This is a genomic window from Ruegeria sp. HKCCD3925 (assembly GCF_057221175.1).
The window spans coordinates 1-26,783 of sequence record NZ_JBWVBI010000004.1; the positions used below are offsets into that span (position 1 = coordinate 1).

The following is a 26,783-nucleotide window of genomic DNA, read 5'->3' on the forward strand; positions in this document are numbered from 1 at the left end:
CGCGAAGGCGGCCGCACCGTCGGCGCCGGCGTCGTCTCGAAAATCATCGAGTAATCACGGTAGTCGGGCTTTGGCCCGACAAATCGGTGAACTAAAGAAGGCCGCTCCACATGGGGCGGCCTTTTCTCATCCAATCTTCTCGGCGCATTGAGATTATTCGTCGAATGATCTCGGGCAAGCTGAGTTCATTGAACAAAACAGCTGTCGATCTCGCATTCTTAATCTACCGTCCACTCCAAACGAAGACTGAACTCCCAGCTCTCTATTGCAACAGCAAGGGTGACGCGCAAATCGAGTGCGTCCCGGCGATCAGGGGAGACTAAGATGTTTGGTTTTGAATTTCTGAACTATGGAACGCAAATCCTTCACAGCAAGGATTTGGATGATATGCGAGCCGCTGTTCTCGGTGACGACGAACAGGAAGTTGAGTGCAAAATCAGCGACTTTTGCCGAGAGCGCAAGCGATTTGATATCAAGCTTGCTGAAATGTCGGACAGCATGGCGAGAGGAGCGACCTCGGTCAAAACCAGCGCAGACGCGGCCTAACGGCGCAATAGTCGTTTCACGCCGGGTTCTGGGTTCACATGCTCTTTGCCCATGGCTCACGTCCGACCATCCGGTCGGCCTCGGCGGTGATGTCGTTCATATGCTGCTCAAGGCTCAGACGAAGGGCCTCAATCTGCTCTTCGCTGGCCTTGCGTGGAACTGGATCGGTCCATTCGCGGCACAGAAATACGCCGTCGTTGCGCCAGGGGCGAGGCATCAGCAGACGATCCCAAGTTCCGGCTTCGCGCCCGTGCCGCGCGGAATAGGTGATGCCGAAAACTCGTTTACCTGATGTGCGAGCCCAGACCAGCGGTACGGTCGAGGATACCCGCTCGGGTCCGCGAGGGCCGTCGGCGGCAATGCCAATCGAGATACCCTGTTTCATCTTTCCCAGCACTTCGCGCGACAAAGCGACGTGGCGCTTGCGGCTGGACATTGCAATTGTATCCATCCCGAACAGCTTCTGCACTCGCCCCACCATGCTACCCGCGCGCGCTGCCGAAGTGATCGAGCAGATGCGGCCCTTGTCCAGAGGGAAGAAATATGGCGATTGTGCCAGTCTCTGGTGCCACAGCACCACGATGACCGGTTCGCCCTGTTCGGCCAGTTGATCCAGCTCTTCGTAACCGATGCGCTGCCAGCGTGTGTTGCGATGCACCAACCGGATATAGCTTGCGATCCGTCGCGCGACCCAGTTCAGCACGGCTTCGCTGTCTGCGATTTTCTTGCGGATGCTCAAGGCTGCGGTCCTCCTGCTGGCCGAGCCTTGTCTTAAAGAACTGCGCGCCGGGCGCAACTTTTTTGTCAGCGGTAAAGTGTTCGGAAAACTCAAAAAGCCTCTTGAGTCCGCTGCGCCTCTGTCATATCTGATGGCCCAGCCTAGGGGTATAGCTCAGTTGGTAGAGCGACGGTCTCCAAAACCGTAGGTCGCGGGTTCGAACCCTGCTGCCCCTGCCATTTCCCACCGGACAAGCGAAATTCCTGCAACAGAGGCGCGGGCTTGGTGCATACGTGTGGCGCAATTCACTTGACGTGTGCGGCAATAAAGAAAAAGCTTGATCAAGGCTGAAGGAAAAGCCATCAGGACTGTCCAGCTAATGTGCTAAAGTCGTTCGGCTTTTGTGTCACAATATGCAAGCCTGACCGGGTAGGGGAACCCGGAGACGATCGGGGACAACGGGGATAATGACAGAGATCGACGCATTCCTTGAAGAACACGGGCTGTCGAAATATGCGCCGGTATTCGCGTCGAACGAAGTTACATTGGCCGATCTCGCACATCTCTCCGAACATGATTTGATCGACCTTGGGCTGCCACTTGGACCAAGGCGCCGATTGATGGCCGCATTGGGGCAGGCGCGGGATGCCAATCCGACCCCGGTGCAAGGCAGTGGGAAGATTGTCGCCGAGCGGAGGCAACTGACAGTTATGTTTGTTGATCTGGTTGGCTCGACTGCCATGTCCGAGCGGCTTGATCCCGAAGACTTGGGGGAGCTGCTTCGGCGGTTCAAGGAAATTTGCTCGACCTCGGTTGCTCGCTTTGGTGGACATATCGCCGATTTCATGGGTGACGGGGCGATGATCTATTTCGGGTATCCTCACGCGGTGGAAGATGCGGCCTCGCGCGCCGTTCATGCGGGTCTGGATATTCTTGAAGGATTGAATCGCATGGAAGGCCAGGAGCGTCTGACTGCGCGGATCGGTGTTTCGACCGGTCTTGTCGTTGTGGGCGAGATCCATGGCGAAGGGTTGAAGGAACATGACGTGGTCATGGGGCGGACACCCAATCTGGCAGCACGTTTGCAGAGTTTGGCCGAGCCCAATACACTGATCATCAGCCCATCCACTCGCAGATTGGTGGGCAATGCATTTGAACTGCAGGATCGCGGGTCTTTCGCACTGAAAGGGTTTTCGGAACCGATACAAGCCTGGAGCGTCACAGGGCAGGCGCGGATCGAGCGCAGATTTGACATAATGCCTGATGCCGGTTCTGGTCGGCTCATTGGGCGCCAGGCAGAGTTCCGCAAGCTGACCGACAAATGGAATGAGGCAAGTCAGGGCGCTGGACAATCGGTTCTTGTCACTGGCGAGGCGGGGATCGGCAAATCACGCCTGATTGAGGGGCTTAGCCAAGAAGTGCTGGATCAAGGCGCGCTTCGCCTGAACTTCCAGTGTTCGCCCTTTCATGCCAACTCGGCACTTTATCCGATCATTCAGCATCTGGAACGCGCAGCAGGATTTGCGCCGACAGACAACGATGAGGATAAACTGGGAAAACTCTCGTACCTCTTGCGCCATCACCCGCCTGAGCATGTGCGCCTGATCGCCGATTTGTTGAGCGTTGATGCTGATGCTACGCTGGGGCCTCTCGACCTGCCGCCGCAAGTGAAGCTTGAGAAGACGTTGGAGGCAGTGACAGAACAGCTTGCGACGTTAGCGCGAGAACGACCGGTGTTGCTGTTGTTCGAAGATGCGCATTGGGTTGATCCGACCACCTTGTCTCTTACAGATCGGGTGATCGAACATATTCGGGACTTACCGGTGCTGATCGTCGTAACAGCACGTACCGGTTTCGATCCGGGTTGGGGTCACCACAACAATACCCTGCGTATACCTCTGAAGCGTTTGACCAATCGGGATGTGGCTGAGATCGTAGCTGAGGTGGCGGGGGGGCACCCTGTACCACCCGAGGTTTGCGACCTTATTGCGGCCAAGACGGATGGCATTCCGCTTTATGTCCAGGAAGTGACCCGCGGTCTTTTGGAATCGGGGCAATTGCGCTTGAGCGACAAGGGGTATGTCGTGCGCGGCCCCCTGCCATCGCTTTCAGTTCCCAGCACGTTGCAGGATTCGCTGATGGAGCGTCTAGACCGTTTGGGCAAGGCCAAAGAAGTGGCGCAAACCGGCGCCGTGTTCGGGCGGCAGTTCTCGATCGCGTTGCTGGCCTCTGTTTCGTTTCTGTCTCCGACGGTTCTGCAGGCCGGACTGGAACAGCTCTCATCGGCCGGGATCATTCTTCAAGCCCCGGATGCGGCAGAGGATGAGTTCATCTTCCGCCACGCATTGATTCGCGACATGGCTTATGACAGCCTGCTGCGCACGGAACGGCAGTCGCTGCATGACCGCGCGGCGGGTGCGTTGCTAGAGAACCAGCCGCAACTGGCCCAGACTCAGCCCGAGGTTCTGGCACAGCATTACACGTTGGCCCAACGCGCGGATGAGGCCGTGATGCACTGGCAAAGCGCGGGGCGTCGAGCGATCGAACGCTCGGCCCAGGCCGAGGCGTTGACCCATCTGTCGAAAGCTCTGGATCAGCTTGCCGATCTGCCAAAGAGCCGTGCACGGGATTTGCAAGAGATCGACATCCAGATTCTGCGTGCCGGTGTCCTGCGCTCAACAAGCGGTATTTCGGGGGATGCGACGGGTGAGGCCTATGGGCGTCTGCGCGAACTATGTCACCGAGCTGACGAGACCGAGCGGCTGTTTCCTGTGCTCAACGGGCTATATGCATTCCATCTTGTGCGTGCCGAATATCGATTGGCGAAAGGCGTGGCTGCGCAGATCCTCGATCTGGCGGCGACAAGCGGCAAGACCGAACACCGCATGGTCGGTCATCGCGCCATGGGGGCGGTGCAATTGCATCTGGGCAACCTGTCAGATGCAAAGCGCCATCTTGAGCAAGCTTGGGCGCTTTATGATTTTGATCAGCACAGCCAGCTAGCCTATGTCTATGGAACGGATCATGCCGCGATTACATCAGCATTTCTGGGCACATGTTATTGCCTGATGGGTCGGCATCAAGATGCCCTGCAGGTGCAGAATACAGCGCTGGAATGGTCCAAGAACCTCAAGCACGCGCATAGTGTGGCGCAGATCTTGGTTTACATGTGCAAGGTTCACCTGCTGGCGCGCGACATCCCTGCATTGCAAAGGGATGTTAAGGCGCTGTCCGAAGTCGCCGAGGAGCATTCGCTACCCTTTATGGCGACCATTGCGCGGCTATGGGAAAGCTGGGCAAAGGCGACCACGACCTCTGAAGTCGAACATATCGAGGACCTGCGTCAGGCGTCGGAAGACTGGTGGTCGGTTGGGGCCGGAAATTACAAGACTTTCTTCCCTTCGCTGATTGCCGAGATTCAGACAAACGCCGGCCATCACGACGCTGCGCATCAGACTCTGACGCACGCCAGAGATGTTCTGAGCAAAACCGAAGAGAAATGGGCCGAGGCCGATCAACTGCGTATTGAGGCCGCCCTTGTAGCCAAGACCGGGGGCGATCCTGAACCACTGCTGTTGCGTGCTATCGAAACAGCGCAAAGGCAAGGCGCGCGGCTTTACGAGCTTCGTGCGGCGGTTGCGTTGGCGGAGTGGCGGCAACGCCGAGGCGAACCGGTTGGTGAGGCGTTGAATTCGGTCATGTCGCATTTCCATCAAGATGCCCAACTGCCGGACCTCAAAGACGCACGAGCGTTGATGGAAACGATTACTTGACCCGAAGGCCAACTTGCTGCCAGCTTGGGCGCGGGCAGAGTTGGGATGATACCTGAATTTCGACTTTTAAGCGCTGGGTCACCAGTCCGGCGCCCCGCTCTTGTGGTATGAGGAGACCTAATGCGTAAGATCAGCAAAACACTTCTGGCCAAGGATGTCTTGGCGCAAAGCCGTACCGATCTGGCGCTGCAGCAGTACCATTCGATCACGCCCGATGAGATACGTGAATTTGAGAAGAAACTGATCGGAACGGTCACTCTGCCAACCGACGCGGATTACAACAATGACCGGCAGGTTTGGAATCCGGCTTTCCAGGACTACCCAGAGATCATCGTCTATTGCGAGACCATTCAGGATGTACGCGCCAGCCTTGCTTTCGCGCGCGAGCATGATCTGTGGGTTGTTGCGCGGTCAGGGCGTCACAGCACGGCGGGGTATTCGGTCAATAACCAGATGGTGCTGGATACCAGCCGAATGCGTTACGTGACCGTCGATCCAAAGGTGCCGATGGCCTATGTCGGTCCGGGCACACCGTTCAAGATGCTGAATTCGGAATTAAACTCTTATCACCTGCACGTGCCGGGCGGGGCCTGTCAGGATGTCTGCGTGGCGGGTTTCATGATGGGCGGCGGCTATGGCTTTACCTCACGCCGGCTTGGGATGGCTTGCGACAGCGTTCTGGGTGTCACCGTGATGCTGTGGGACGGCAGTATCGTGATCGCGGACAAAGACACGAACTCCGACCTCTTCTGGGCCATACGAGGTGGGACCGGCAACAACTTTGGTGTGTTGCTGGAAATCCGCTACCAGCTGCACCAGCTGTATGAAGTCTGGGGTTGCCACATCACATGGCCGTTGGACAAAGCCGCCAAGGCACTGGAGTACCTGCAGGCCAACTACATGCGCACCTGCGAAGATGACCGTTTCGGGGCTTATATCTTTCTGGCCTATCAGGGAGATCGAAAGGTACTGCTGGTGTCGGCGCTCTATGATGGCACGTCCGAAGAGGGGAACGCGTTTGTCCAGCCCCTGCTGAGCGATGAAATCGGCGGCGAGATGGGTGAGGACGACCAGAACTATGGCACCTATCAAGAAATCAACTCATGGTTATATGACGACAAATATGACATCCCCGTCGTCCCCGATCAGGCGCGTGAAGATAAGCAGGCCGGATATATTGAACGCCAGCTCAACGAAGCCGAATGGCAGCGCGTCGTAGACTATCTCGACAGCACGCCCAACGCTTATGGCGCTGTGGCCATCGAACCCTATGGGGGGGCGATCAATCGGATGCCGTTGGGCAAACAAGGCAATGCCTTCATTCACCGTGATGTGTCGCTGAACTTCTACGTCGATGTGTTCTGGGTATCGGAAGAAGAAAAAGAGATCGTTGTGCCGTGGCTCGACGGATTCATGGAGCTGATGACCGAAGAGGGCTATTTCATTGACCGCGTCTATCAGAACTATCCACGGCGGACTCAGAAGAACTATCGCTGGCAATACTGGGGCGAGTATTTCAACTCGTTGCTGTTCGTGAAGCAGAAATTCGACCCGCATAATTTCTTCCATTATCAGCAGAGCATTTCGCCAGTGCCGGATGAAGCCCCGCCAGACATCATCCGAGATACGTCCAAGTCGATCTTCGACGACCCAACGATCACATACGAGAGCTATTCGAACCCCTGAAAGCGGGGGCTGCCAAGGCCAAACGGGGGAGGGCCCAGTATGGACACGATCCAAGAGATATTCTTTCTGCCACCCATGGCGGTTGCTCGCCTGGGACCGGGCGAGACACCGCTGGAAAGCTATGAGTGGCGGCAGGACATGGATGCCCATGGCAACAACAAAACGGTCATCCGGTCGAACATAACCTTTCGCGAGATCGAAGATGGCAGTGTCACTGCCTATCTTCCTGATCCTGACACAATCCGCTTTCGCGACGAAGGCGGCGCGTTGCGCCCGGTTGCCCCGTTCTTTGAGCTGTGGGCGCGGATGCATGATGCCGAGACGGGCGAGGAATATGAGACACCGGTGACGCTCGATCTGCTCGACGATCAGGGCCTGTCGCTGCAAAACGTGCGCTATTCGGTCACCGTCGGGAACACCAAGGCCGAGCGCCGGACTGGCGACGCGGCTTGCGGGTTTCGTGCACGGGTCGAGATTGCGGGTCAGGATTTCACCCCGAAACCCCTGCTGGCCTTCAGCCCGTATACGTCCGAACAACAGCCGATGGTCTATGAGCATAACCCGATCCCGCTAGGCTCAATCCGTGTGATGCATCCTGTGCAGGGTCATGATGAACCGGTCGAAGGGGAGTTCATCGACCGCAGCATCCTGCGCCTGCGCTTTATGCCTCCGAAAGGTGAGGTTTATGGCCCGCCTGATGCTGCATACGGTCCGGCGACGCTGGCCGTACCGGGCTATCAGAACGACCCGCCGAAATCGGAATATGGTCGCATCCACGAAATCGTGCCCGAACAGAACCGCATCCTGAACCCCGACACCCCTTGGTCGAAATGGATCATGATGTCCGGCACCTCGGACGACCCTGAGCCGCACGATAGTTACGACGGTGCCCGTGTGGGCAATGACCAATCCTGGGGAGTGGCCGATGACACCAGCGATGGCGTGATCGAGGCGACGCTGGCAGTACGTGGCGAACGCCTGACCGCGCGCGCCACGATCATGACCGGACCACCCGATTTTGCACCTGATGCGCGGCCGTTCTACAGCCTTGAGGATGATCTGGCCGATCGTGATCTGTCGCTAATCTCGGTAACTGAAGAAAACTACACCCAGGCCAAAGACGAGGTGGTCGATATCTTCCGCCGCGCCTTCGAGACCAACAGCCTGATCAACCTCGACGATATCCGCGCGCAAGGTTTGAAGGACAATGCCAAATTACAGGCGAAAACCGGGATTTCCCCGACGCCGGGCCTGCCGTCAACCGATGCGAAATCCATGACGGAGGAGGATGCAAGGCCGCCGGACAAGATCGACGAACTGATCCGCCCGCAACCGATCTCGGTCTTTTCGAACTCCGTGCCGAATGATCGGCTGCCCTATACAGTGGCGACGAAGTTCGTGCATGAGCAGTTGATTGACGAGGCCAACCTGCTGGATTTCCTACGCCGTCGCCCGGATTTCGTTAAAACACTGCTGCGTCCACCATATGGTATCCTGACCGAGTTTGAAACCGACCCGAACCCTGATCAAAATCCGAACCCGGATTTTCGCGATCCTCGGATTATCCGCGACTCGATGCACGACGCGCGGATGCCGCCCTATATGCGCGATTCCAACTATTACCCGCTGTCGCTGTCGCGCAGGCAGTACCATCTGGTGATCTCGTTCATCGACTATCTGGTTGCACAGGAAACGGAGGCTCAGAATGTCTGATCAACCCGGCCAAATCCGCGTCAAACCGCGCAACCTGACCGCCCGCGCGGCGTATAAGGTGCCGGGCAACCCCGACAACACGCGACTGGACGGATCGGTGGGCAATTGCTTTCCCGGTCTGGAAATGGATGTACGTAACCTGGACCGGCGCTTTTTCCCCGGTCTGGTGTTCAACGCGGCACGGGTGCCGCTGAACCCCGTGCCCGAGGCGCCGAAAAACTCGCAAGGCTTCCATCTGGTCTTTGTCGATTATTTCTACGACCCGATGCTGCCCGACAATAGCGCCGAAGACTGGGTACAGACCTTGCTGGAGGCCTACAGCGGCGACGTGGGCGCAAAGCTCAGCCAGGGGCGCTGGTTCCTGTCATGGGTCGAGCAGAGCGGTAAGCGCATCACTTTCAAGGAGGAAGACGGCACACCCTATGACGGGCTGATGATCTGGCGGTTTATCCGCAGTCTGGAACATGGCGATGACAAACCGGTCAGCATTGCTCTGGAACGGCGCAATCATGAGGGCATCGTGGATACCGAGCAGGTTGTCTTGCACGGTTTCCGCCGCCAGTACCGGACCGAGGCGGGTGTCTTCAGCGAAGCCTATGACCCCGGTGAATTGACGCAGAGCCTGTGCAATCCGTGGTCCCATGATTTCCGTGACTGCGGCTGCCACTACTGGCCCTCAAACCACCCCGATGTGGTGATGGCCGAGGTAGCCCATGACGATCAGCTGCCCTCGGGCCAGTCAAAGAACCCGATCGAGGCCGAGACCTATCTGGATTGGCTGCGCTCGGACAAGTCTCCGTCCGGTAACGTCGCGGCGCTGAATACGGTCGAACAAAACCGCCCCTACCAGATTGACCATTATCAGGTGAATCAGATGTGGAGCGAATTGCCTATCGTCGTTGAAGGCCGCGAAACGGGCGAGGTTTATGAAGTTGATCCCGAAATGCCAGGCGTGGAGCCCTATGACACGCCGCAGGCGATGATCGAGGACCTCAAGACGCGTCTGGCCGCGATGGAGATGACGCTGAGCCTGCAATATCTTTACGCCTATTTCTCTCTGGCTGATCCCGAGACGGCGGATACCCAAAAATGGCCGACGCTGAAAGACGATCTGATATTTGCCCGGCGTTCGGTGCTGGAGGTCGCGATTGGCGAGATGACCCATATGCGCTGGGCGAACCAGTTGCTTTGGGAGCTTGAGCCCGAGGGGTATGAACCCATCTTGACCCCGTCCGAAACCTTGCCGGCGGGCAAGGGTAAGACTCAGCCGCGCGCACTGAGGCCACTAACGGCCGAAGCGCTTGCGGATTTCATCGAGATCGAGCGCCCCGGAGGCTTTATCGACCGCGCTTATGCGCAATGTGTGGCGACTTTGGAGCAGGAGGATTTGTTCCCGGAACGCCGCCTTTATGCGCTGGCGGTACGGATCGACACTGACGGGGACGAGCACTTCCTGCGCTTCAGTCAAATGAAGGACGTTTTGGCCAAATACGATACGGGAGAGGGCACGCCTGCCTATTTGCGTCAGATTGAGGTTGGCACTGAAGAGGAGGCCAGGACGGCGCTGGAACTCTACGCTAAGGTCAAGGATGGGTTAGCCAACGCCTATACGCTTGAAGCGGATGGCAAATTTGAAGACTCCCAGGCCTACATCCAGCAGGTGCGCGATGACATGAAGCTGTTCCGCGTCGAGGGCGAAGCGCTGGCCGCCAAGGGGATTGGCATCCCGTTCTGGACGGAGGGTAAGGCGTGATCCCACCCGCCGCGCAGGTGCATTTCTTTGACACAGGGCATGGAGATCACATGCTGGCCGTTGATGGATCGCGCGTGTTTGATGTGCCTGAGGGGACGGCGGACCAATTCGCAACGATGGACAAGAGAAGTCAGAGCGCTTTCCTCAGGTCCATGGGATTGGATGGAACACCTTTCATCGATGACACGCCGCCTCAGAGTATGCCCGTGAGGTCGCTGTCACTGGCAGTGGCGCAGAAATGCAATCTGGCTTGCACTTATTGCTATGCTGCAGGGGGAGAATTTGGCGGACCCGCGCGGAATATGGAATGGGAAGTCGCCAAGGCTTCGGTTGATCGGCTGGTGGCCGAAGCCGAACCCGGTGTGCGGATCAACCTCGCCTATTTGGGTGGAGAACCTCTGATCAACCGCGATCTGGTGCAACGCACTACGGAATATGCCGTCGATCAGGCGCAGGCCAACGGGTTGAGCGTCGGGTTCTCGATCACAACCAACGGGACCCTGCTACGCCCCGAGGATGCGGCGTTTTTCGAAGCGCATGGATTTGCTGTCACCATCAGTCTGGATGGCGTGGGCGAGGTCCATGACAAGCTGCGCCCAAATCGTGGCGGTCGGGGTAGTTTTGATACGATCCTGAAGCGGGTCGAGCCTTTGCTGGCAGCTCAACACCGTATGCAGGTTGGTGCCCGGGTAACGGTTACGCCGAAGAATATGAACCTGCCAGAGACGCTGGATCGGTTTGTGGGAATGGGATTTCATTCGATTGGATTCTCGCCCATGCTGGCCTCGCCCAACGGTCAGCATGAACTGAACCGGAGTGATTTGGACGATATGCTATCGCAGATGATCCGTTGCGGCGAAGTTTTCGAGGCGGCGGTAATCGAAGGGCGGCGCTACCCATTCTCGAACATGGCAGCGGCGATGCAGGAGATCCACCGAGGCACCCATCGGCCCTATGCCTGCGGGGCAGGGGGCGGGTATTTTGGCGTGTCCGCTGATGGCGGCCTGTTCGCTTGCCATCGCTTTGTTGAAGACGAAGCCGGAGCCATGGGCGATGTCTATGATGGCCCTGATCTTCGGCGAGAAAATTGGTTGACGAACCGTCACGTGCACACCCAGTCCCCGTGCGGCACTTGCTGGGCGCGGTATCTGTGCGGCGGCGGCTGTCATCACGAGGTCATCCATCGCGGACGCCCCGCTTGCGACTACATTCGAGGTTGGTTGCACTATTGCCTTCAAGCCTATGTCCGCTTGTCCGAAGCACGTCCGGATTATTTTGGCGTGTCCGCTCAGGTGGCCTCTGCCTGAACGGATGGAGATTGAGACCGAAATCTGCGTGATCGGAGGCGGCCCGGCAGGTAGTTCTGCCGCGCTGAGGTTGGCTCAGCTAGGTCGGCGTGTCTGCCTGATCGAGCGGCAAACGTTCCCGCGCCAGCATGTCGGCGAGTCATTGCCGCCATCTATCTGGCCGATCCTGAACCTGTTGGGGGTCGACGAAACCGTTTCCCAAACCGGTTTTCTGCGTGCAAGCGGATCGCTTTTGCATTGGGCCGGAGCGTTCGAACGTCGCGGCGTCGACGGTGATCACCCCGGACTTTTGGTTGACCGGGGCCAGTTTGATGCGGTGCTGTTACGTGCAGCACAAGCGGCAGGGGCGCAGGTCGTCCAACCTGCGCGCGCATACCGCCCGGTGCGCCAGCAGTCTGGTTGGGAGATTCCCGTTCGGACCGACACGGGCGCCTTTCGGATCCAGGCACAAATCCTGCTGGACGCAGCGGGACGGCAAGCCGGGCTGGGCCGCAGGTTTCTCCCTGCATCCCAACCTTTGTTGGCGCTTTATGCTTATTGGCACGTGCCGCCGGGCTTTGGCCCGCAAGCCCGGGTCGAGGCGGGACAAGGACATTGGTATTGGGGCGCGTTGTTACCGGGAGGAGTGGTCAACGCAATGGTTTTTATCGATCCCGGCGCCTGCATTGGGCTGCCACCCGCAGATCGACGCGATCTCTATCTGAATCTTCTGGCCCGTTCGACACTACTAGCGCCCTGTCTGGAACAGCGCCGTATCGGGCCTGTGCGGCGGGCGGATGCGACCAGCCAGGCCGAGACAACACCACCAACACGCGACCTTCTGCGGGTCGGAGAGGCCAGCTTCGCGGTCGACGCTTTGTCGTCGCAGGGAGTGCAATTGGCGATGGGGCAGGCGGTGCAGGCCGCAGCTGTGGTGAACACGCTTCTGACAACCCCCGAACATAGTGATCTGGCCTTGTCTTTTTATGCGGATCGGCAAATCGAGCGTATGCAGACCCATGCAGCGCTCGCAGCCGATTTCTATGCACGGCAGCATGCTGTTGATCCTTCGCCCTTCTGGGCTGAGCGCGCAAAGCCGTTGGATTGGGTAAAGTCCCCAGCGTTCGATCCAAACACGGAGGCGTTGCGTGATGATCAGCCCCTGATCCTGTCACCTCAGGCCAAGCTCATCACTTCCGGCTTGCAAACCGCTTCGCATATCGAACCCGGCCTTGTCATAGGGCACCCGAATCTTCCAAGGCCAGTTGCAAATCTGGAGGGCGCAATGCTGGGACCGTTGTTAGAGCGGCTGGGCGCCCCGACAACCACTTTGAACATCATCAAGAGCTGGTCAGAGGTTTTGGCCACGCACACGGCGTCGCGCATTCTGCGCTGGCTTTGGTATCATCGCATCGTGATCCCCGCCGCTGATCAGGCTTAATCGAGGTTTCCTCGGCGCGTTGAATCACCTAAAGTCCGCCGCAACGCCAATCGCCAAGAAACAAGAGGTCGCATGTCGCGTTTTGATGGGTATTTCCTGCGGCAATTGCTGGTGCTGTTTGGCTTTTTCACCCTTGTGCTTGTCGGGGTGTTCTGGATCACGCGTTCGGTCAGCCTTTTTGATCGGGTCATCAGCGGCGGCCAATCGGCGATGGTGTTCCTGGAGTTCACGGCGTTGACCTTGCCGACGCTGATCCGGACGGTCATGCCCATGGCGGTGTTTGCGGCCGCTGTTTACGCCACCAACCGTTTGAGCCGCGAAAGCGAGATGACGGTGATGCTGGCAACAGGCTCCAGCCCGTGGCGACTGGCGCGCGCGGTCTTGGTGTTCGGGCTCAGTGCGGGACTGATGATGGCTGTCATCAGCGTCTTTTTGCGACCTGCATCGGTTGATCAACTGGAATTAAGACAGGATGAAGTTGCCGGAGATGTCACCGCACAGCTGTTGAATGAGGGCGAATTCTTGCATCCAGCAGAAGGTGTAACCGTCTATATCGGCGATATCGATTTGGACGGAACGCTGCGCGAAGTCTTCGTCTCGGACCGTCGCGATGGGATTAACCCGGTCAGTTATTCCAGTGCTACGGCCTATCTGGTCAATCAGGCTTCGGGCATTCATCTGGTTATGCTGGATGGGATTGCGCTGCGGTATGATCAGGCTGGTAACACGCTGTCATCCACGTTGTTCGAAGACGCCTCTTACGACATTTCCGAACTGACCCAGAATTCGAGTATGGGCCATCGCAGCCTTGAAGCCATCCCGACGGTCGAGTTGATCTGGGATCGCGAAGCGGTCTCAGTGAAAGATGATCACAGCATCGGCCATCTGGTGGATGAGCTGCACCAGAGGTTCTCGTGGATTGCGATATGTATTGCGGTCGCATTGGTCGGATATTCGACCCTGATGCTGGGTAGCTTTTCGCGCTTTGGGCTTTGGCCTCAGATCCTGGGTGCCTTTACCATTCTGGTCCTGCTTGAGGGAGTTCGGGGATTCGTATCCCCGTTCGTCATCAATGATCCCAGACTTTGGGGCTTGCTGTATCTTCCCGCCGTTATGGGCGTGCTTGTGTCGGTTCTGTTTTTACTGGCCGCGGGGCGACCCTTGCTGCGAAAAAGGGTTAGAAACGGAGCAACAAAGCCGTCACCGGTCTGAAGTCAGCGGCGAAGTTCCTCCAGGCACTGCAGGATGTTTTCAACTTCTTGACTATCCGAACGGACCACCAAATACAGCGGTAGCATTAAGTCGCGCGCATCTTTCTCGCGCAACAGCTCGCCCGAGTTCAGATGCTGAGTGATGACATAGTCCGGGAAATACCCATACCCGCCACGCTGTAGGAGATAGCGTAAAGCCATCAAGCAATTACCCAGAAAGATAGTTTGCCCTGTCGCGAGACGCGCTGTGGAACGGACATGATCCCGGTAGGTCTCGCCCAGTTCTATGTTGACAAATACCCGTTCAGCGTCGGTGTTCGCATCCTTCCTGCTTTGAACCAAAGACAGCCGTTCGGGCGCAAGTTCGTGGAATACCACGCGCCGGTCCGCAGGTTTTTCATGGGTCAGCGCGGCGTCAAGTACGTGGGTCGCAACGGCGTCGACCATATCCAAATCATGGTCGTAATTCAGGGTTAAAAGCAATTGTCCAAACCGTTGTTCAAAGCGAACAGCAAGGTCCACCAGTAACGGATCCCACACGCTCAACTGGGCACCCAGACGCAGTGCCAACCGATTTTGAATCTGTTCAGGCAGGTCGTTGGCTGCGAACGACCACAGCGACAGCATCTGTTCAGCATAGGGTTTGAATTGGCGACCGTACTCGGTCAATACCGTTCCGCCTGCCCCGCGCGAGAACAGCGGTTTGCCTGTTGCGTCTTCCAGGGCCCTGATCCGGGCGCTGACTGCGGTTTGGGTTACATTCAATTTACGGGCCGCTGAGTGAAACCCACCGGTTTCCGCTACGCTTAAAAATGTTTCCAGAGATTTGGTTTGCATATTGAAAGTATTTTTTGATCGTATTGATAAAATCAATTCATTTTTTTGCCTATATCTGCCGCTTTAAAGTGATTTGACGAACGTAGCCAAAGGATTCGCGCGATGCTGGACAAGAGCCACAAACCCACCTGGACCAGTTTTGAAGAGGCGACCAAGGCCGACTGGGATGCGGTCATGGAGTATGAAGAGAGCTACAACGCTGCTTTGCCGGATCGCATACTGGACGCCATTCGTTCACTGGATGAAGAATGGACGCCGTATCCGGTGAATCGCTATCAGCACAGCCTACAGGCCGCGACACGAGCGTATGAGGACGGCGCTGATGAAGAGTTGGTTGTGGCTGCCCTGATCCATGACACCGGCGATATCTTGTCGCCTTATAATCACGGGGAACTGTCCGCCGCGATGATGAAGCCTTATGTCAGTGAGAAGACACACTGGATTCTCAAGCACCACTGCGTGTTTCAGGGCTACTACTACAATCATCATCTAGGTGGTGATCGGAATGCCCGCGACAAATATCGCGACAGCCCGTATTGGGAGGACTGCCGCTATTTTTGTCATGAATATGATCAGAAGGCGTTCGACCCGGATTATCCGACCAAACCGCTGGAGTTCTTCGAACCCATGCTACGCCGCGTTCTGAACAGAGGCGAAGGGCACATGGAACTGAATGAGACCGCCGAGGGTTAACAGGCGGCCATCAGTCGATAGACGATCTGGGCGGCGGTAAAATCCCAGGCGGCATTGCCGTTCGGGGCCAGTTCGACGACGTCGAAACCCACACATTTTCGGCCCTTCAGGGCGTGTTCCACCAGGCGCAGTGCTTGATAATATCCCAGCCCGCCTGGGACGGGTGTTCCAGTGGCGGGCATGATTGCCGGGTCCAGCCCATCAACGTCAAAGCTGACGTACACCAGTTCGGGAAAATCCTTGGGCAGATCAACCGAGTGGATGTTGCCGGTAACCAGTTCTTCGGCGTCCACATGAAACACGTGGTTTCTCAGGCGGCTTTGGGCTTCTTCGGTCGAAAAGGCGCGAACGCCGAATTGCGCCAGACGGATACCTTCTTCGGCAAGAAGATGCATGACTGAGGCGTGAGAGTGTTTCTCGCCCTGATAGGCGTTGCGCAGATCAGCATGGGCGTCGATTTGCACGATACCAATCGGTTGGTTTAGAGCGCGGGCAACACCCAACACTGCGCCGTAGCTAAGTGAATGCTCTCCACCTAGCGTCACCGGGATTTTGCCGGCGCGAACGGCCGCTTCCGTGCGTTGGGCTAGGCGTTCCATTATCTCTGGCAATGCTGCATCGCAGTCAACGGGTTCTTCGGTGAAGATCCCCTCGACGCAGGGCTCGGCGTGGCCAGTGATGCGTTCCAGTTCATTACTGGCTTCGATAATTGCGTCCGGGCCTTTGGCGGTGCCCGCCCCGTAAGATACAGTGCGTTCCAGCGGCACAGGGATCACACGGAACCGCGCGTCCTCGGTGCTCTCGGATGCGGACAGTTCACTGTCGAGGAAAATACTCATGAGAGGCGGCCTTTAAAGTCGTCATAGCCGAACTGTTTGATGATTTTCAGTTCGTCCGTTTCGCTGTTCCACAGCGCTATAGTCGGCAGCGGAACTCCGTTGAAGGTGTTGGTTTTGACCATCGAGTAATGCGCCTGATCGAGGAAGGCAAAGCGCTGGCCGATTTCCAGTGGTTTGTCCCATGTGTAGTCACCGATCACGTCGCCCGCCAGACAGGACGGGCCGCCCAGGCGATAGGTATGGCCCACCTCGGCCTCATCCATGAGGGCGGGGCGATAGGGGGCTTCGATGACGTCCGGCATATGGCAGGTGGCCGAGATATCGGTGATCGCAAGGGTCATACCGTTGGTCGGCAAGTCGAGGATTTCGCCAACCAGAATGCCCGCATCCAGGGCCACTGCCTCACCGGGTTCCAGATAGACGTCGATACCGTGTGTCTCACGGATGGATTTGATGAAGGCGACCAGCCCGTCGCGGTCATAGTCATCACGGGTGATATGATGCCCGCCGCCGAAGTTCAGCCATTTGAGTTGGCCAAGGTACGGTTTGAGTTTTGTCTCAACCGCGTCCCAAGTCCGCTGCAACGGCTCGAACCCCTGTTCGCAGAGCGTGTGCATGTGCAGCCCGTCCACGCCACTCATAGTCTCGGCGGTCAATTGGCTGACCGGCGTGCCCAGACGCGAGCAGGGCGCGCAAGGGTCGTATTTGGGGATTTCGCCTTCGGAATGCTCCGGATTGATGCGCAGACCGACCTGTACGCCGGCGGCTTGGGCTTTTGCCAGAAAGCGGTCCTTTTGCGCGGGTGAGTTGAAGATGATGTGGTCCGATAGCGACAGGATTTCGTCCATGTCCGCGTCTTTATATCCGGCGCAGAAGGTTGCGACCTCGCCGCCATATTCCTCGCGCCCCAGCCGCGCCTCATAGATGCCGGACGCGCAAGTGCCGCCGAGGTGTCGGCGCACCAGTGGGGCCAGCGAGAACATGGAAAACGCCTTAAGCGCGCTCAGGACATGTGCGCCGGAACAGGTGCCGATCTCGGAGAGGATGGTCAGGTTGCGCTCTACGGCTTTCTCATCGACCACGAAGCAAGGGGTGGGCACGCGGTTGAAGTCGAAATTGCGGAAAGCTCCGGCATCTCCGGCTTGGGTGGTCATCATGTCGGACAATTCGGGTGTCTCCGGATTGTGGAGAGGCCGGGGGGCGCTGCCCCCGGACCCCCCGAGATATTTATAGCCAGATGAAGCTGATGCGGATCAGAAATCGACGGGGCCGTCGAGTTCGTGGACCTGCCACGGCAGGCCGTGGGTGTTCAGCATGTCCATGAAGTCGTCCGGGTCGAGCTGTTCCATGTTCCACACGCCCGGCTGGGTCCAGTTGCCTTTCAGCACCTGCGCCGCACCGATCATGGCGGGGACGCCGGTGGTGTAGCTGACGGCTTGGCTGCCGACCTCACGGTAGCATTCCTCGTGATCGCAGATGTTGTAGATATAATAGGTCTTTTCGCCCGAGCCGTCCTTGGCCTGACCTGTGGCGATGTCACCGATGCAGGCTTTGCCCTTGGTCTCCGCGCCCAGATCGCCGGGATCGGGCAGCAGGGTTTTCAAGAACTGAATCGGGATGATCTCCTTGCCGTCATGCATCACCGGGTCGATGCGGGTCATGCCGACATTTTCCAGCACTTTGGCGTGAGTGATGTAGGCGTCACCGAAGGTCATCCAGAAGCGGGCGCGCTCAATCTCGGGGAAGTGGGTGCTGAGCGACTCCAGTTCCTCGTGATACATCAGGTACATGTTCTTGGGGCCGATGGCGGGGAAGTCGAACTCGACCTTGTGGGTCATCGCCGGGCTGTGCTGCCATGCGCCGTTTTCCCAATGGCGCACCTCGGCCAGCACTTCGCGCAGGTTGATTTCCGGGTTGAAGTTGGTGGCGAATTCTTGATCGTTGCTGCCGCCATTCGCGTCCAGCACATCGATCTGACGGATCGTATCCAACTTGTGCTTCTTCAGCCATTTGGCGAAGACGGATGTAACACCCGGATCGAAGCCCGATCCGAGGATGGCAGTCAAACCAGCCTCTTTGAACCGCTCTTGATAGGCCCATTGCCAGTGGTATTCGAACTTGGCCTCGTCCTCGGGCTCATAGTTCGCGGTGTCGAGATAGTGGATGCCGGCCTCAAGACACGCGTCCATCAGAACCAGATCCTGATACGGCAGGGCCAGGTTTACGAGGATTTCTGCACCCGTTTCTTTGATCAGTTTGACTGTATCTTCAACCTTGTAGGCGTCCAACTCGGCAGTCGCGATTTCCACACCGACGCGGTCCTTAACGGCCGCTGCGATGGCGTCGCATTTCGATTTCGTGCGGCTGGCCAGCGTGATCTCGGTAAAGATGTCCGAATTCATCGCCATTTTGTGCACGGCTGCGTGGGACACGCCGCCCGCGCCGACAACCAGTGTTTTGCCCATGGGATAGTCTCCTCTCAAGGGGTTATTCGTAATAGGTGTAGCCGTTGATCGAGTCGCGATAGGCGCTCAACAGGGTTTTTCGGTCCTTGGCTTGCAGAGTACCGGTCGAAATCGCCTCGTCTACCATTTTGCGGAACGCGGCGACACAGTCTTGCGGGTCGAATTCCACATAAGACAAGACTTGAGAAATTGTGTCGCCCTCTTGTTCATGCAGCAAGTCGAAGCCACCGTCGGTTCGCAGGTCGATGGTGACTACATTGGTGTCGCCGAACAGATTGTGCAGGTCGCCAAGTGTTTCCTGATAGGCACCAACGAAGAAGACGCCCATGAAATACTCGCCTTCTTCGGGCAGCGAATGCACTGGCAGGCTGGGGGACACGCCGTCGGCCAGTATGAATCGGTCGATCTTTCCGTCGCTGTCGCAGGTGATGTCGGACAGGACCGCGCGTCGGTCTGGTGTTTCATTCAGGCTTTGCAGCGGCACGATCGGGTGTAATTGGTCGATGGCCCAGACATCGGGGAGGGATTGGAACAGCGAGAAGTTGCAATGGTAGATGTCTGCGACCTTCTCAAGCTGGTCATCCACTTCCGTGTCCAGATCATCACATGCCGCCAAGGCCTTGAGACGGGCCATAAGGGACAGGTAGATGCGCTCGGCCCGGGCCATCTGGCGCAGGTCGACATACCCGCGTCTGAAAAGCGCGCGCAATTCATTGCGATAGAAAGTTGCGTCGTTCCAGCATTCCTGCAGCCGATCCTTGCTTAGATAGCCGTGTACTGCGGCGAGGTCCGAAACCATGTGGTGGTCATCGGGCTCGGCCATTGGTCCGTTCGGGGCGTCGTAGAGTGTGCTTTCCAACACGTTGAAGACCAGCATGGACGACGTCGCAACAACCGCACGACCGCTTTCGGTGATCAGTGTGGGGTGGTCGATTTCAGCCTCGTCCATGGCGTAAGCCACGGTTTCGACTACGTTGGCGCAATATTCCTCGACCGTGTAGTTGATCGAGTTTTCCGCGGCCTTTTTTTCGCCCGTGTAATCCACCCCCATGCCGCCGCCGAGATCCAGATAGCTGAGTGGTACGCCTTCACGCGAGAGTTCGGTGTAATACCGGCATGCCTCGCCAACAGCGCGGCGCACATCGTTAACGTCTTGCACCTGTGAACCCAGATGCGAATGTTGCAGCTTGAGGCAGTGCAGCAATCCCGCCGCTTTGAGCTTGTCCACGGTGGCAACAAGCTGGTCGGTGTTCATTCCAAAGGCGGAACGGTCGCCCGAACTTTCTTCCCATTTGCCGCTGATCTGATTGGTCAATTTGACCCGAACGCCTATCAGGGGCTCGATCCCCAGTTGGTTATAGACCTCGATGACGGTATTGGCCTCTTTTGGGCTTTCCAGCACGATGACGGTGTTGAACCCGATCTTGCGAGACAGGATCGCCAATTGGATGAATTCAGCATCCTTGACGCCATTGCAGACGATCAGCGCTTCGGGGGCCAGGCGATGGGCCAGGGCCACCACCAGTTCGGGTTTTGATCCTGCTTCAAGGCCATAATTGTATTTCTTGCCGAACTCGACGATCCGGTCGACCACCTGCGCCTGTTGGTTCACCTTGATCGGAAAAACACCGCGATAGTGGCCCTTATAGTTTACGCGCGCGATTGCCTCGGCAAAGCTCTCGTTCAGGTGCGCGATTTCATGCTCTAGATAAGACGCAACACGCAAGACCATCGGGGCTTTGATCCCCCGGTCGTCAAGATCGCTGAGGATACCCGGCAGGCTGATTGCCTCGGCCTCGGGGGCCATCGGATTGCGCAGAGCTATCTCGCCCCTTTCTGTCACCTCAATGAGGCCATGGCCCCATTTCTCAACCCCGTAGATGGAATGCGGTGCGTCGGGCGTCTGTTTCAATCAGATCAGTCCTTAACTTGGGTGTGCTGGTTTAGCGCCTGCCAATACGGCAGCGGTTTGATTCGTCCAAGTGTAAACTGTGAGAGGGTTCGCCGCCGAATTCTAGCCGTATGTACGGATCGGGATCAGGTGGTTGTCCCACTGGCAATCCGACCGCGCGGTGATTTCGGCGCCGGTGGTTGTCAGAGTGCCAAATGCACCGGTTCCGGTGGTAAACGCCAACCCAGCCTTGCCGGCGCCTAAACCGCAAACATCTTCGAACACTAAAGCTTCGATGAATGTTCCGCTATTTACGTCGAAGCGGTGCAATGCATCGCCTCGCGGACAGGTGATCGCAACCGATTGGCCATCGGTGGAAAAGGCAATGCTGCCAGCATACCCTTGCAACTCTCTTTGCTGCGTTTCGGGCGCTGACAAAAGGCGAGGCTTTTCGCCCCTTCGGTGAAGACCCAGAAGGGCAGGGTACTTGGTCTGGCTGCCTTGCCATTGCATTGCAAAACCCACTAGACCATCGTCACGCACCGCAAGATGGCGGATCGAGTTTTTGTGCAGCGCGCGGGGTAGCTCCACTTGCTCCAAAATCGAACCCGAAATGTCGAGATAGCTCAGGTTGGGCTGCATCGTTGGCAGATTTAGCTTGGTCCGACCGCTGTCGGGGTGTGTCTCGATGCCGCCATTGGCGATGACCAATATGTCGCCACCGGGCAGCAAGCGCATGTCGTGGGGGCCTATCCCACCTGACGAGAACTCTCCCAGCCGTGCGAAGCTGATCGCGTCCCAGACGCCAACCACACCTTCTGCGGCCTCATAGTCGTTTTCGGTTGTGAAAAACTGTGTTCCATCAGCCGAGAATGCACCATGCCCGTAGAAGTGGCGGCCATTGGGTGCCTCCAGCCGCTTTAGGACAGAACCATCTGTACAATCAATTACAATTGCAAAGGTCCCGGGGCGGCGGGCAAAGGCGACCGCTTGGGCTTTGAACGGATGGGCCGCGGCGGCGTGCCCGCGCACGGGTAGCGGTATAGCGAACAAAACTGCGCCCGAGTTATCCAGGCCGGACAGGCGGTAGCTACCATCTGGGAATAAGGCAGCGGCCAGATAGCGGGGCGCGCCGACGGACGCCCAGCCCGGCACCGAAGCAAGACTGGCGGCACCAAGGCCTGCAAGAAATTCGCGGCGGTTCGTCAATGGTCAATCCCCATCCAGTGAGTTGAATCCGGCGCTGATGCCGAGCGTCGGGCCAAGCTCGGTCGCGGCGATCTCGCGAATGGCGTTGATCGATTGCTGCAGCGCTTCGATGCGGACGCGACCTTGCGGTGTCGCAACACCGGCGAGGGCGGGGTCGTCCAGTGATTGAGCCCGGTCGATGGCCCGCGCGAAACCGGCATCCAGATCTGCAGCAATCTCAGGGTGGTCAAAGGACAGACGGGCGGCCAAGTCACGCAGGGCGATCAGAGACAGCGTGACATGATGCAACGACCGCTTGGACCGCCGCGCTTCAGCACGGTTCGGGCGCGGACGCTCGAACGTTCCTAAAGGGCGTCCAATGCGTGTGTCGGCTGTGAACTCTAGCCCCGTTGTAAGCGCCTTGAACAGCTCCTGCATTGCCTCATCGCCCGAGCGATAGGGGCTGTTGTCCCCCGGCTGCGTCAGTCGTGGTGCGTAGCTTTGCCAGTCCGCGTTGATCGCGACGGCATTTCGGTTGATATCAGTGGTGATGGCGCGGATAAGCGCGCAACGATAGTCGGCGCTTCCTTGTTCTGTCATCGCTGGATCAAAGAGCATTCGTTCCAATGCAAAAAAGCCGCGCCCGGCGATTGAGGTTTCGGCAAAGGCATCAGGGTCGTCGACGGCAGTGTCTTCACTGGCGATGTGTCGGGACAGGGTTTTGGGCGTGAATCCTTTGGTATCTGGCCAGAAAGCCAGTGCAAAAGCGCGATCGTCAGCCTCGGACGGCCCAAAACGTAAATGGCTGGCCGAAATCCAGCTATCGAATGCCGTGGCGTAATCAGCGCGCAGGTCGTCTGACTCCGATTCGCAATCTGTTTGGGCTGTGGTCGACAAAGCACCGGTTGCGTCAGCCAGCTCTGCAAAGCGCGGTAGAATATGCGTTTCGGTCACATCCATCAAAATCGGAACACGATCCTGTGCAAAGGCGCCCAAGGGCACCAGCAGGGCGGCGGCGAAAGTAAGGCTACGCATGGGTCAGAGGCTCCCAAGAAAGCGGATCAGAGCGTCGCGGTCGGCTTTTGGCATTGAAACAACCGTGTCACGGGCGGCCTGCGCCTCGCCACCATGCCAAAGGATGGCTTCAAGCAGGGATCGCGCGCGACCATCGTGCAGGAATTGGGTGTGGCCTGAGACGCGCTGGGTCAGGCCGATGCCCCACAAAGGCGGCGTGCGCCATTCGCGGCCCGTTGCGCGGGCCTCGGGGCGGTGATCGGCCAGACCCTCGCCCATGTCGTGCAACAGCAGGTCGGTATAGGGCCAGATAAGCTGGAAGCTCTGTTCGGGCCTATCGGGCATCCTGTGGGTGACATAAGCAGGCGTGTGGCAGGATGCGCAGCCCGAAGCAAGAAACACTTCTTTCCCGCGCAGCACTTCAGGGTCATCGGTGTCTCGGCGCGCCGGAACACCGAGATTGCGGCTGTAGAAGGCGACGAGGTCCATGCCAATTGCGTCAATCTCGAAACCCCGCGCATCGTTATCTCCGTGCGGTGCCTCAATGCAGTTGGCCTGTAATTCGGTGCAATCGCCGTACGGCGCGGGGTAAAGCGGACTTGATATGCCGATATCACCTGCGAAGGCCGCCGCCGATTGCTCCATCACCGTGGGCATCCCGGCCTTGTGACCAAAGCGGCCCATCATTGGTTCGCCAAATTCCGTCGACCATACGATGTTCGGACGGCCCGAGATACCATCGCCATCTTCGTCATCAGGATCGGCTTTGGCCAGCAAGTCCTCAACCGGAATTGATTCCAGCAACCCCAGTCCGATCATCTGCGGCGCAACTCGAGGGCTAAGCATCGCGTCCGGGTGCAACGGGCCATAGCCTAAATCGGCGGCCTTATAGCTGGGGCGGCGGAGCGAGGCCATTTCGCCATCGGACAGCGCGACGGGGACTTCCTCATACTTGATGTCCAGCCGATATTCTGCGGGATGGCCTGCCAGAGCGAAATCCTGCAGTTGAGTGCCATAACTCGGATCAGGCAGGGTGGCGATATAGTCTTCGATCTCGGCAGGCGCGCCCTCTGGCTTGCCGGGAACCGAAACTCTCAGGAACATCGAGACGGCATTGTCATCCGGGCCGTTAGGCGTATGACCGCGCCCGTCCTTGATGTGACAGCGCTGACACGAGCGGGCGTTGTATAGCGGACCCAAACCGTCCGAAGCCAGAGTGGACGACGGAGACGAGACCCAGATCTTTTTGAACAACCCGTTGCCGACTTTGAAGTCCAGCTCCTGTTCGAAGCTTAAATTGGCGGAGGGCTGAGAAAACGCGTCCGCATCAGTACGAGCCCGCACGGTCGCAGCACCAGCAGACAGTTCTTCGAACCGTTGCGGCACACTGAATTCTTCCGGCGTTGCTGTGACAGCATCGATCCGGGCGCGTTCTTCGGCAGTTCTTGGAAGGAAATTTAGATGAGAGTCCCGCAGCTCGGTGGCTTGGGAAGAGGTGGCCGTGAGTGCGGCCACCGATGCAAGGGCAAGCTTACTCGCCTTCGTCCATCTTGGATGCGTTAAGTTGCGCATAATTGGCTTCGCCAATCCTTTCATAAAGGTCGAGCTGCGTTTCGAGGAAGTCGATATGTCCTTCTTCGTCGCTGATTAATTCTTCGAACAGGCCCATGGACACATAGTCGCCGGCCTCGCGGCAGTATTCCCGCGCTTCGACATAAAGCGCCCGCGCGTCTTGTTCGGCGGCTAGATCGCATTCCAGTGTTTCTTTCGGGGTCTGCCCGATGCGGAGTGGGTCAAGTTTCTGCAGGTTGGGGTGGCCCTCCAGAAAGATGATCCGCTCGATCAGCTTGTCTGCATGGCCCATCTCCTCGATGGATTCCTCACGGCTTTTCTTGGCCATATGGCCAAGCCCCCAATCCTCTTGCAGGCGGTAATGTAGCCAGTACTGGCTGACCGCCGTCAGTTCATGCCGCAGTGATTTGTTGAGGTATTCTATGACCTTGGGATCGCCCTTCATGTGCTTTCTCCTGTGATACTTCGGATCGTAATGACCGAAGCTGCATGGGGACTTTAAGATTATCGTCTGCGCGCATTGTGTCTAGGAAAAGCGGCATACATCCACCGCAATCCGCTGACTTGCCAAGGGCATGATAGATCTTGCCGGGAGTGATGATGGTCTGTGGGTCTGCCGCGCGCATCCAATCGATCGCCGCTCGGATATCGTGGTCAGAGATGTTGGTGCAATGGCAAACGATCATGGCGACTCAGTCGGTATATGCTATTTCCGAGTGAAATAGTTGGTTATTGAGGGCGCGTCCAGTGCCAAGACGCCACACTCGATGTTGAGAAAGGCCGAGAGCACTAAAAATGCGCCCGGCCATGATACCTATTGGAATACCGCGTCAGGGTTATCCAAGCTGTCCGAGCCTTCGAAATCGATCTGGTCAAGCTCCAGCACGGTCACGATGCGTTCGATGGTCTTGGTTTGATCGACCAGTCCATTGACGCCACCCATAATCAGCGCTTCGCCACCTTCATTGCCGCGTTCCAGCATCTGGTCATACGCAAAACCCGCTTCGGCGGTTGATTTGATACGGCCTAGCGCCAGCATGGTGTTGGCCAGCTTGGCTTTCATCTCTGTATCAAGCGTCGGATCGGCTGCGGTCACCAGATCCGATAGGGATGCACCCGAAACAGGCGTGCCATCGATGCGGGTATAGCTGCCCAAATACACATTCTGGATGCCCAGGCCGTCATAGTAATGGCTGTTGTGGGTGTTGTCCGAGAAGCAGTCCTGCTCTTCCTCGGGGTCGTTCAACATCAGGCCGAGGCGCATACGCTCACCCGCCTGCTCGCCGTAGGACAGCGAACCCATGCCGGTTAGGATCGCACTAACGCCAGCAGTTTCATTTGCGGCAAGCGCGGCACGTGCGTCACCATCTTCGGCCCACTGGGCAGTCATCCATTCCAGATCACTGATCAGCAGACCAGTTGCCGCTGTCAAATACTGGGCGCGGCGATCGCAGTTGCCACCTGTACAGCCGTCACCAACTAGATAATCGGTATAAGGGCGACTTCCTGCGCCCGTGCCGTGGCCGTTCAGGTCCTGACCCCACAGCAGGAATTCGATGGCGTGAAAGCCGGTGGCGACGTTCGCCTCGATCCCGTCAGCCTCGTGCAGCGTATCCGACAGCAGGGCAGGGGTAATTTCGCTGGCGTCGATGGTCTCGCCAGACAGATCAAAGCTGGGGTTGGCGATGACGTTCAGCGCGGCAAACTCGTTCTCATCGCTGGGGCCGCCGTAGGAGGAATCCACATAATCTATCATGCCCTCGTCCAGAGGCCATGCGTTCACCTTGCCTTCCCAATCGTCGACGATGGCGTTTCCAAAGCGATAAACCTCGGTCTGCTGATACGGCACGCGCGCGGCGACCCATGCGGTACGTGCGGTGTTCAGAGTGGCATCGGATGGGTTAGCAATCAGGGCGTTGACGGCAGCTTGCAGATTCTTTGCTGCAATCAGACTGTCGTCATATTTGGCTTCGGCGATGTTGGAGTATGTGGTCAGAACATCGGCTTTGGACGGGGCCTCGGCGACAGCTGTACTTGCGATACACAAGGTCAGGGCACTGGCCGCGTTGAACAATCTGGTCATGTGGAACACTTTTCTTTCTTAGCGGGATTCGGACCCCGGCAGGCACAGCGGGGCTGGACGTGGCAATTTCTTAG

Annotated in this window: 21 protein-coding genes and 1 tRNA gene; 10 read left to right on the plus strand and 12 right to left on the minus strand. The window is 57.7% G+C overall.

The window, feature by feature from the left end; translation table 11 throughout:
* The first annotated feature begins 324 nt into the window (after positions 1–324).
* Positions 325–546, plus strand: coding sequence for a hypothetical protein (locus AC2TEM_RS10160; RefSeq protein WP_170420395.1), 222 nt, complete (start codon positions 325–327; stop codon positions 544–546).
* A 34-nt stretch (positions 547–580) separates the two neighbouring features.
* Here AC2TEM_RS10160 and AC2TEM_RS10165 read toward each other — a convergent pair whose 3' ends face one another.
* The gene (locus tag AC2TEM_RS10165) at positions 581–1,285 is read right to left on the minus strand and encodes a DUF374 domain-containing protein (RefSeq protein ID WP_170402235.1); all 705 of its coding nucleotides are present in this window, start codon (positions 1,283–1,285) and stop codon (positions 581–583) included.
* Between the two features lie 142 nt (positions 1,286–1,427).
* Here AC2TEM_RS10165 and AC2TEM_RS10170 point away from each other — a divergent pair.
* The 8 genes from AC2TEM_RS10170 to lptF all read left to right on the plus strand — a co-directional run bounded on the left by AC2TEM_RS10170 (position 1,428) and on the right by lptF (position 14,128).
* Positions 1,428–1,503: transfer RNA gene (locus AC2TEM_RS10170), tRNA-Trp, on the plus strand.
* Positions 1,504–1,731: 228 nt separating this feature from the next.
* Positions 1,732–5,037 (plus strand): adenylate/guanylate cyclase domain-containing protein, encoded by a 3,306-nt coding sequence (locus AC2TEM_RS10175; protein ID WP_170420397.1) that lies wholly within the window; start codon positions 1,732–1,734, stop codon positions 5,035–5,037.
* Between the two features lie 120 nt (positions 5,038–5,157).
* Positions 5,158–6,723 carry an FAD-binding oxidoreductase gene (locus AC2TEM_RS10180; protein ID WP_170420399.1) on the plus strand — a complete coding sequence of 522 codons (1,566 nt, stop codon included), beginning with the start codon at positions 5,158–5,160 and terminating at the stop codon, positions 6,721–6,723.
* Between the two features lie 39 nt (positions 6,724–6,762).
* Positions 6,763–8,436 (plus strand): hypothetical protein, encoded by a 1,674-nt coding sequence (locus AC2TEM_RS10185; protein ID WP_170420401.1) that lies wholly within the window; start codon positions 6,763–6,765, stop codon positions 8,434–8,436.
* Complete coding sequence (locus tag AC2TEM_RS10190; RefSeq protein WP_170420403.1) at positions 8,429–10,189, plus strand: ferritin-like domain-containing protein; 1,761 nt, start codon at positions 8,429–8,431, stop codon at positions 10,187–10,189. Before AC2TEM_RS10185 ends, AC2TEM_RS10190 begins: the two co-directional genes overlap by 8 nt.
* Positions 10,186–11,496: a radical SAM/SPASM domain-containing protein gene (locus AC2TEM_RS10195; protein WP_170420405.1), complete on the plus strand. Its 1,311-nt coding sequence runs from the start codon at positions 10,186–10,188 to the stop codon at positions 11,494–11,496. The genes AC2TEM_RS10190 and AC2TEM_RS10195 overlap by 4 nt, the downstream gene beginning before the upstream one ends.
* 4 nt (positions 11,497–11,500) lie before the next feature.
* A complete protein-coding gene (gene qhpG / locus AC2TEM_RS10200; RefSeq protein ID WP_480856174.1) occupies positions 11,501–12,916 on the plus strand; it encodes a flavin-dependent monooxygenase QhpG in 1,416 nt (471 codons plus the stop codon).
* Positions 12,917–12,988: 72 nt separating this feature from the next.
* Positions 12,989–14,128: an LPS export ABC transporter permease LptF gene (gene lptF, locus AC2TEM_RS10205; protein ID WP_170420409.1), complete on the plus strand. Its 1,140-nt coding sequence runs from the start codon at positions 12,989–12,991 to the stop codon at positions 14,126–14,128.
* A gap of 2 nt (positions 14,129–14,130) precedes the next feature.
* Here the strand turns inward: lptF and AC2TEM_RS10210 are convergent, their stop codons facing one another.
* The gene (locus AC2TEM_RS10210; protein ID WP_170402209.1) at positions 14,131–14,964 is read right to left on the minus strand and encodes a LysR family transcriptional regulator; all 834 of its coding nucleotides are present in this window, start codon (positions 14,962–14,964) and stop codon (positions 14,131–14,133) included.
* Positions 14,965–15,066: 102 nt separating this feature from the next.
* Here AC2TEM_RS10210 and AC2TEM_RS10215 point away from each other — a divergent pair, with 102 nt between their 5' ends.
* The gene (locus AC2TEM_RS10215) at positions 15,067–15,657 is read left to right on the plus strand and encodes an HD domain-containing protein (protein WP_170420411.1); all 591 of its coding nucleotides are present in this window, start codon (positions 15,067–15,069) and stop codon (positions 15,655–15,657) included.
* Here AC2TEM_RS10215 and speB read toward each other — a convergent pair.
* From speB to AC2TEM_RS10265, 10 genes are all read right to left on the minus strand, one after another.
* Positions 15,654–16,496, minus strand: coding sequence for an agmatinase (gene speB / locus AC2TEM_RS10220; protein ID WP_170420413.1), 843 nt, complete (start codon positions 16,494–16,496; stop codon positions 15,654–15,656). The two genes, AC2TEM_RS10215 and speB, sit on opposite strands and share 4 nt — an antisense overlap.
* Positions 16,493–17,662, minus strand: coding sequence for a carboxynorspermidine decarboxylase (nspC, locus tag AC2TEM_RS10225; RefSeq protein ID WP_170420415.1), 1,170 nt, complete (start codon positions 17,660–17,662; stop codon positions 16,493–16,495). The genes speB and nspC overlap by 4 nt, the downstream gene beginning before the upstream one ends.
* 87 nt (positions 17,663–17,749) lie before the next feature.
* On the minus strand, positions 17,750–18,961 hold the full coding sequence (locus AC2TEM_RS10230; RefSeq protein WP_170420417.1) for a saccharopine dehydrogenase family protein: 1,212 nt from the start codon (positions 18,959–18,961) through the stop codon (positions 17,750–17,752).
* A gap of 22 nt (positions 18,962–18,983) precedes the next feature.
* A complete protein-coding gene (speA, locus tag AC2TEM_RS10235; protein WP_170420419.1) occupies positions 18,984–20,873 on the minus strand; it encodes a biosynthetic arginine decarboxylase in 1,890 nt (629 codons plus the stop codon).
* Between the two features lie 102 nt (positions 20,874–20,975).
* The gene (locus tag AC2TEM_RS10240) at positions 20,976–22,061 is read right to left on the minus strand and encodes a DUF1513 domain-containing protein (protein ID WP_170420421.1); all 1,086 of its coding nucleotides are present in this window, start codon (positions 22,059–22,061) and stop codon (positions 20,976–20,978) included.
* Between the two features lie 3 nt (positions 22,062–22,064).
* On the minus strand, positions 22,065–23,075 hold the full coding sequence (locus tag AC2TEM_RS10245; RefSeq protein WP_170420423.1) for an imelysin family protein: 1,011 nt from the start codon (positions 23,073–23,075) through the stop codon (positions 22,065–22,067).
* Between the two features lie 3 nt (positions 23,076–23,078).
* Complete coding sequence (locus AC2TEM_RS10250) at positions 23,079–24,569, minus strand: di-heme oxidoreductase family protein (protein WP_480856175.1); 1,491 nt, start codon at positions 24,567–24,569, stop codon at positions 23,079–23,081.
* Positions 24,570–24,585: 16 nt separating this feature from the next.
* Positions 24,586–25,071: a bacterioferritin gene (bfr, locus tag AC2TEM_RS10255; RefSeq protein ID WP_170392566.1), complete on the minus strand. Its 486-nt coding sequence runs from the start codon at positions 25,069–25,071 to the stop codon at positions 24,586–24,588.
* On the minus strand, positions 25,019–25,312 hold the full coding sequence (locus AC2TEM_RS10260; protein WP_170420427.1) for a (2Fe-2S)-binding protein: 294 nt from the start codon (positions 25,310–25,312) through the stop codon (positions 25,019–25,021). The genes bfr and AC2TEM_RS10260 overlap by 53 nt, the downstream gene beginning before the upstream one ends.
* A gap of 128 nt (positions 25,313–25,440) precedes the next feature.
* Positions 25,441–26,709, minus strand: coding sequence for an imelysin family protein (locus AC2TEM_RS10265; RefSeq protein WP_170420428.1), 1,269 nt, complete (start codon positions 26,707–26,709; stop codon positions 25,441–25,443).
* Positions 26,710–26,783 lie beyond the last annotated feature (74 nt).

Excerpts from the sequence above, each read along its gene's own strand:
- AC2TEM_RS10175 (WP_170420397.1), top strand. The coding sequence starts at position 1,732 with ATGACAGAGATCGACGCATTCCTTGAAGAACACGGGCTGTCGAAATAT.
- AC2TEM_RS10190 (WP_170420403.1), top strand. The coding sequence starts at position 8,429 with ATGTCTGATCAACCCGGCCAAATCCGCGTCAAACCGCGCAACCTGACC.
- speB (WP_170420413.1), bottom strand. The coding sequence starts at position 16,496 with ATGAGTATTTTCCTCGACAGTGAACTGTCCGCATCCGAGAGCACCGAG.
- AC2TEM_RS10185 (WP_170420401.1), top strand. The coding sequence starts at position 6,763 with ATGGACACGATCCAAGAGATATTCTTTCTGCCACCCATGGCGGTTGCT.
- AC2TEM_RS10215 (WP_170420411.1), top strand. The coding sequence starts at position 15,067 with ATGCTGGACAAGAGCCACAAACCCACCTGGACCAGTTTTGAAGAGGCG.
- AC2TEM_RS10230 (WP_170420417.1), bottom strand. The coding sequence starts at position 18,961 with ATGGGCAAAACACTGGTTGTCGGCGCGGGCGGCGTGTCCCACGCAGCC.
- AC2TEM_RS10180 (WP_170420399.1), top strand. The coding sequence starts at position 5,158 with ATGCGTAAGATCAGCAAAACACTTCTGGCCAAGGATGTCTTGGCGCAA.
- bfr (WP_170392566.1), bottom strand. The coding sequence starts at position 25,071 with ATGAAGGGCGATCCCAAGGTCATAGAATACCTCAACAAATCACTGCGG.
- AC2TEM_RS10210 (WP_170402209.1), bottom strand. The coding sequence starts at position 14,964 with ATGCAAACCAAATCTCTGGAAACATTTTTAAGCGTAGCGGAAACCGGT.
- qhpG (WP_480856174.1), top strand. The coding sequence starts at position 11,501 with ATGGAGATTGAGACCGAAATCTGCGTGATCGGAGGCGGCCCGGCAGGT.
- AC2TEM_RS10245 (WP_170420423.1), bottom strand. The coding sequence starts at position 23,075 with ATGCGTAGCCTTACTTTCGCCGCCGCCCTGCTGGTGCCCTTGGGCGCC.
- AC2TEM_RS10260 (WP_170420427.1), bottom strand. The coding sequence starts at position 25,312 with ATGATCGTTTGCCATTGCACCAACATCTCTGACCACGATATCCGAGCG.
- lptF (WP_170420409.1), top strand. The coding sequence starts at position 12,989 with ATGTCGCGTTTTGATGGGTATTTCCTGCGGCAATTGCTGGTGCTGTTT.
- AC2TEM_RS10265 (WP_170420428.1), bottom strand. The coding sequence starts at position 26,709 with ATGACCAGATTGTTCAACGCGGCCAGTGCCCTGACCTTGTGTATCGCA.
- AC2TEM_RS10160 (WP_170420395.1), top strand. The coding sequence starts at position 325 with ATGTTTGGTTTTGAATTTCTGAACTATGGAACGCAAATCCTTCACAGC.